Annotated in this window: 5 protein-coding genes; 3 read left to right on the forward strand and 2 right to left on the reverse strand. The window is 51.0% G+C overall.

The window, feature by feature from the left end:
• The coding region (locus ACP5D0_RS09950; protein ID WP_472365630.1) for a hypothetical protein at positions 1-187 on the forward strand (187 nt) is incomplete at its 5' end.
• On the opposite strand, the gene ACP5D0_RS09955 is transcribed toward ACP5D0_RS09950, so the two are convergent.
• Both ACP5D0_RS09955 and ACP5D0_RS09960 read right to left on the reverse strand, forming a co-directional pair.
• Positions 182-1,486: a sensor domain-containing diguanylate cyclase gene (locus tag ACP5D0_RS09955; protein ID WP_472365631.1), complete on the reverse strand. Its 1,305-nt coding sequence runs from the start codon at positions 1,484-1,486 to the stop codon at positions 182-184. The two genes, ACP5D0_RS09950 and ACP5D0_RS09955, sit on opposite strands and share 6 nt — an antisense overlap.
• Positions 1,487-1,596: 110 nt before the next feature.
• Positions 1,597-2,892 carry a diguanylate cyclase gene (locus ACP5D0_RS09960; RefSeq protein ID WP_472365633.1) on the reverse strand — a complete coding sequence of 432 codons (1,296 nt, stop codon included), beginning with the start codon at positions 2,890-2,892 and terminating at the stop codon, positions 1,597-1,599.
• A gap of 298 nt (positions 2,893-3,190) precedes the next feature.
• On the opposite strand from ACP5D0_RS09960, the gene trmA reads away from it, so the two are divergent.
• Together trmA and ACP5D0_RS09970 are read left to right on the forward strand one after the other, a co-directional pair.
• Positions 3,191-4,327 carry a tRNA (uridine(54)-C5)-methyltransferase TrmA gene (trmA, locus tag ACP5D0_RS09965; protein ID WP_472365636.1) on the forward strand — a complete coding sequence of 379 codons (1,137 nt, stop codon included), beginning with the start codon at positions 3,191-3,193 and terminating at the stop codon, positions 4,325-4,327.
• The coding region (locus ACP5D0_RS09970) for a sulfite exporter TauE/SafE family protein (RefSeq protein WP_472365635.1) at positions 4,324-4,810 on the forward strand (487 nt) is incomplete at its 3' end. The genes trmA and ACP5D0_RS09970, both read left to right, overlap by 4 nt.

The following is a 4,810-nucleotide window of genomic DNA, read 5'->3' on the forward strand; positions in this document are numbered from 1 at the left end:
CCCGAATATTTCACAAATTTGCACCGACCTTGCTTGCTCCTTGATTCCACAAGAAATATTTTCTCAGTCGGTCGTAATCACGGATACGACGCTTCTTCGAAAATTTCCTTGTGAAACAAAGAACTCGACGCCCGAAGGGGTAAGTCGAGAAACCAATGCCCTGCGCAATCTCAGCACAAATTCATGAAATATTCGGGTTAGGCGTATGAAACACGCTTTGCACCTGATTTTTACCGTTGGATTTGGCTTGATACAGTGCTTGGTCGGCACGTTTAAACAAGGTGTCAAGGTGGTCGTTTTCTTCGGCTTCGGTGACGCCGAAGCTCATGGTAATCCCCAGGCCTGGCAAAGAGTCGATTTCCATTTTGGCAATGCGGCTTCGTAACAAATCGGCGACGAATTCGGTGCTGCCGAGATCCGAGTCGATCAAGACGGCAAACTCTTCGCCGCCCCAGCGAAAAATCAAATCGCCTTTGCGCAGATTGTTCTGGAAGTGTTCGGCAATGGCACGCAGGACGTCATCGCCCGCGTCGTGGCCGTGGGTGTCGTTGAGTTTTTTAAAATCGTCCACGTCAGCAATGATCAAGCTGAACTGTTCGCCGTTCAGGCGCAGGTGGCGCAGCTTGACATTGATGACCTCGTCAAATTTGGAGCGGTTGAACAAGCCGGTCAGGCTGTCGTGATAGGCTTTGTATTCTAAATGGTGGGTTTTTTGAATCACATCCGAGTTGTCTTTGCTGATCGCCAGATAGTACATGGGGCGATTGTCTTCATCAAGTATCGGGGTGATGGTTTTCTGTTCAAAAAATTCGCGGCCGTTTTTGTGGCGGTTGAGAAACACCCCTTTGAAGGATTCATTGTTGATCAGAGTTTCCCACATGTTTTTGTAAAATTTTTCATCCATTTTGCCGGACTTGAGCATCCGGGTATTTTTCCCTTTGATTTCATGAAGTTCATAACCGGTGAGTGCGCTGAAGGCCTTGTTGGCATAGACGATAGTGCCTTCGATATCGGTAATGAGGGCGGCATCGGCGGATTGGTTAATGGCTTCGGCGAGAAACAGCGCCTCTTCGCGCTTTTGCACGAATTCGGTGACTTCCTGTTGGCAGGAGATGTAGGCGATGACGCGATCGTTTTCATCGCGGATGGGGTTGATGCTCCAGCGCACAATGTACTCGCTGCCGTCTTTGCGGTAGTTGGTGGTTTGGCCGATAAAGGTGCGGTCTTCTTTCAAGGCTTGGTGTAGTTTGGCGAGAGTTTTGGAATGGGTGCGCGGGCCTTGCAGAATTTTGGGGCTGAGGTGTTTCAACTCTTCTTCGCTGTAGCCGCACTGCTTTTGAAAACGTTCGTTGACGTATAAAAAACGGTAATGCGGCTCGGAGTCTCCCGTATCGGTAATGACTAGGCTGAACATGGAACCGTCAAAGGCTTTCAGCAGGCTTTGCACCAGTGGCGGCTCGAACAGTTTATGCGGGTTGAGAATCATGGTTACGTCGTGAATCCGTCTGTTTAGGTTTGATAGGGTTTGAGAAATCGTCTGAATACTTTACCGAAAATAAGCGGATTTGACGAGTTAAATTCGTGCCACTTTGTCGCTTAAAAAACGGTGGTGACTTTGTTGCGGCCGTTTTCTTTGGATTGGTAGAGGGCATCATCGGCCTTGCTGATGGCATCGTCCAGACTGTCACCGGAAAAGCTGACACCTTGGCTGAGGGTGAAGGCGACCCCCGTGTGGGATTCGGACTCGGTTTCGATGCTGTGGCGCAGGGTTTCACACAGGGTTTCGATGTCGCTGGTGTCTTCGATTTCACCAAAGACGCAGAACTCTTCGCCGCCGAAACGGGCGACCTGATAATCACTGAAAATATCGCGGATGCGGTGCGCGGTGAAAATAATGGCTTCGTCGCCTTTTTGGTGGCCGTGGGTGTCGTTGACGTTTTTAAAGTGGTCGATGTCGGCCATGAGGGTAAAGAAATATTGGCCCTGTTCCTTGAGCTGTTGGAACTGAGCTTCCCCCAAGTGGAAAAAGTGGCGACGATTGAAGAGCCCTGTTAGACCATCGCGCTGTGAAATGGTTTCGATTTCTTTAAAGACTTCGGCCTGTTCGATGTTCTGGTTAACGCGCACATAGAACTCTTCGGGGGTGAAGTTGGTATTGAAGAAGTCGTTGACGCCATACTTCATGAGTTTAATGGCGTAGGAAATTTGTCCGCTGTCTTCGCAGGAAATAATCGGTAATTGATTTTGTGAAAAACGGTTGCGGATGTTTTTGGTGAACTCGAAGGTGTTGTTGTGGCTGAGATTCTGTGCGCCGTCCAGCAGAATTAAGTGCGGCAGCTGTGCTTTTAAGTCGGCTTCGATGTCGGTACAGTTTTCGTAAAGGCGAACCTGAAAACGGTGGTTGCGCAACATGCCGATCAGCTTGGAGCTGTAACGCGAACCGCAGCTGAGCACCCACACCATGCGTTGCGCGTTTTTGTAGAGGCGTTCGGTGATCTGTACCGCATAGCGAATGGAGGAAATGCTGTCTTTAATGACGTAATCCGCCACTTTCAGGCGGAACATGTCTTCACGGGTTTCGTCTTTGTAGGAGCCGGTTAAAACCACGGTGGTGATGTGTTGATCTTTAAGGTAATGCACCACTTCGCCTTGGCTGGAGTCCGGCAGGTGCAGGTCGCTGAGGCAGACGGGAATGTTGAGACCGCTTTCGATTTTCGCTTTGGCTTCGGCCATCGAATGGGCGGTGTGAATCGGCAAGTGGGTCAGCTTCTGCAGTTCGGTCTGCAGCAAGCTGGCCATGGAGGGCTGATCTTCGATAATGAGGAAACACTCATTGTCGGTTTTGTTGTCGGCTTCGGAAGGTGTCATCACGTCTGTCGTCGAATCTGTCATTGCGCACCGCATGGATTGTGTGAGGAGGATTGATGGCGATTGACCTTCTATTGTAGTCAACCCGTTCGGCGGTTTCAGAATTTTTTATGACGGGGTCAGTGAAACCTTTATGACAGCCACGGCGTTTGTTTTCCCAAGGTTACTCAACCTTGTCTAATCCCACGTTGCCTGAACTTACCGAAAGGATGACGGTTTCTTGACTCTTCTTCGATTTGCGTTGTTGATCAGGGTATTTTGATGTTCGGGGTGCTATACTTTTGTCTTCGATTGTGAATGTGTTTGTGGAGCTGGTTTGTCCGTGTTATGTGAAGTGTTTCCAAGTCGTTATGCGGCTCAGTTAAATGAAAAGGTGGCGCGCTTGCAAGCTGTTTGGCCGCAGCCCTTGCCATCGCAGGCATTGAGCGTGTTTGAGTCGGCACCGTCGCATTACCGTGCCCGTGCCGAATTCCGTGTCTGGCATGAGGGAGATCGCACCGATTACATTATGTTCAACCCGGATACCCAGGAAAAGGTCGCGATTGACTCCTGTCCGATGGCGCTGGAAAGCATTGCCAATTTAATGCCGCGCCTGATGGCGGAAATCGTGCGTCAACCGGTGCTGCGAACCAAGTTGTTTCAAGTCGATTTTCTGGCGACCCTGAGCGGTGAAATGCTGGTGACCTTGATTTACCGACGCTCGTTACAGCAAAAAAACGGGGATAAGACCGAAACCGACCAGGCCTGGCTGGAAGCGGCGCAGGCGCTGCGCAAAACCTTGCCGATTACGCACATCATCGGCCGGGCACGGAAACAGAAAATCTGTTTGGATCAGGACTTTGTCATTGAGCGCTTGCAGGTGGACGGTCAGTCGTTTGTGTATCAGCAAGTGGAAAACAGCTTTACCCAACCGAATGCGGAAATGGCGCAGAAGATGTTGCATTGGGCGCGCAAAATGGCGGCCCTGGCGAATCCGGATCGCTCTCGGGATTTGATTGAGTTGTATTGCGGTAACGGGCATTTTTCCATTGCGTTGGCGTCGTATTTCAATCAGGTGCTGGCGACGGAGATTTCCAAAACTTCGGTGGCGTCGGCGGAATTTAATATTCGGGCGAATCGTATCGAAAATGTGCGGGTGGTGAAGATGGCGGCGGCGGAAATTTCCGCCGCGCTGGAAGGGCAGCGTGAATTCTATCGCCTTAAAGAAGTGGATTTGAACGCCTATGATTTCAGCACGATTTTTGTCGATCCGCCGCGCTCAGGCCTGGACGATTTGACCCGCAAGATGGTCACGGAGTTTGAGCATATTCTCTATATCTCCTGTCACCCGGAAACCCTGGCGCGGGATTTGGCGGATATTGGCCGGACGCATGAGGTGGTCAAAGCCGCTTTATTTGATCAATTCCCTTATACCCATCATATTGAAAGCGGTGTCTATCTGAAAAGGAAACCTCAATGATTTTAGCTTGGATCGGTGCATTATTGATTGGTGTGAGTTTGGGGCTGCTGGGTTCCGGCGGCTCAATTCTGACGGTGCCGGTGCTGATTTATCTGGTGGGACAAGACCCGAAAGTGGCGATTGCCGGTTCCTTGCTGATTGTCGGCATTATCAGTGTGTTTTCCGCCTTGCCCTATGCGCGGCAAGGTTTGGTGAAGTGGCGCACGGTGGTGGTGTTTGGGCTGCCGGGGATGCTCGGTGCCTATCTGGGGGCCTTTGGCGCACACTATGTTTCCAATGCGGTGCAGTTATTGATTTTTTCCGTCCTGTTGCTGGTGGCGGCCTATTTAATGTTTCGTCCGGTGAAGCTGGACGATGGGTCGCCAACTCAGGAACGGGCGCTCTATAAAATCGCCCTTGACGGCTTGTTGGTCGGGGCGGTGACCGGCCTGGTCGGTGTCGGCGGCGGCTTTTTGATTATTCCGGCGCTGGTGTTGCTGGGCG

It is taken from the genome of Hydrogenovibrio sp. (assembly GCF_049975065.1).
Lineage (GTDB): Bacteria > Pseudomonadota > Gammaproteobacteria > Thiomicrospirales > Thiomicrospiraceae > Hydrogenovibrio.

Bases quoted from the DNA above. Each gene is read 5' to 3' on its own strand.
- ACP5D0_RS09955 (WP_472365631.1), bottom strand. From the start codon at position 1,486: ATGATTCTCAACCCGCATAAACTGTTCGAGCCGCCACTGGTGCAAAGC.
- ACP5D0_RS09960 (WP_472365633.1), bottom strand. From the start codon at position 2,892: ATGACAGATTCGACGACAGACGTGATGACACCTTCCGAAGCCGACAAC.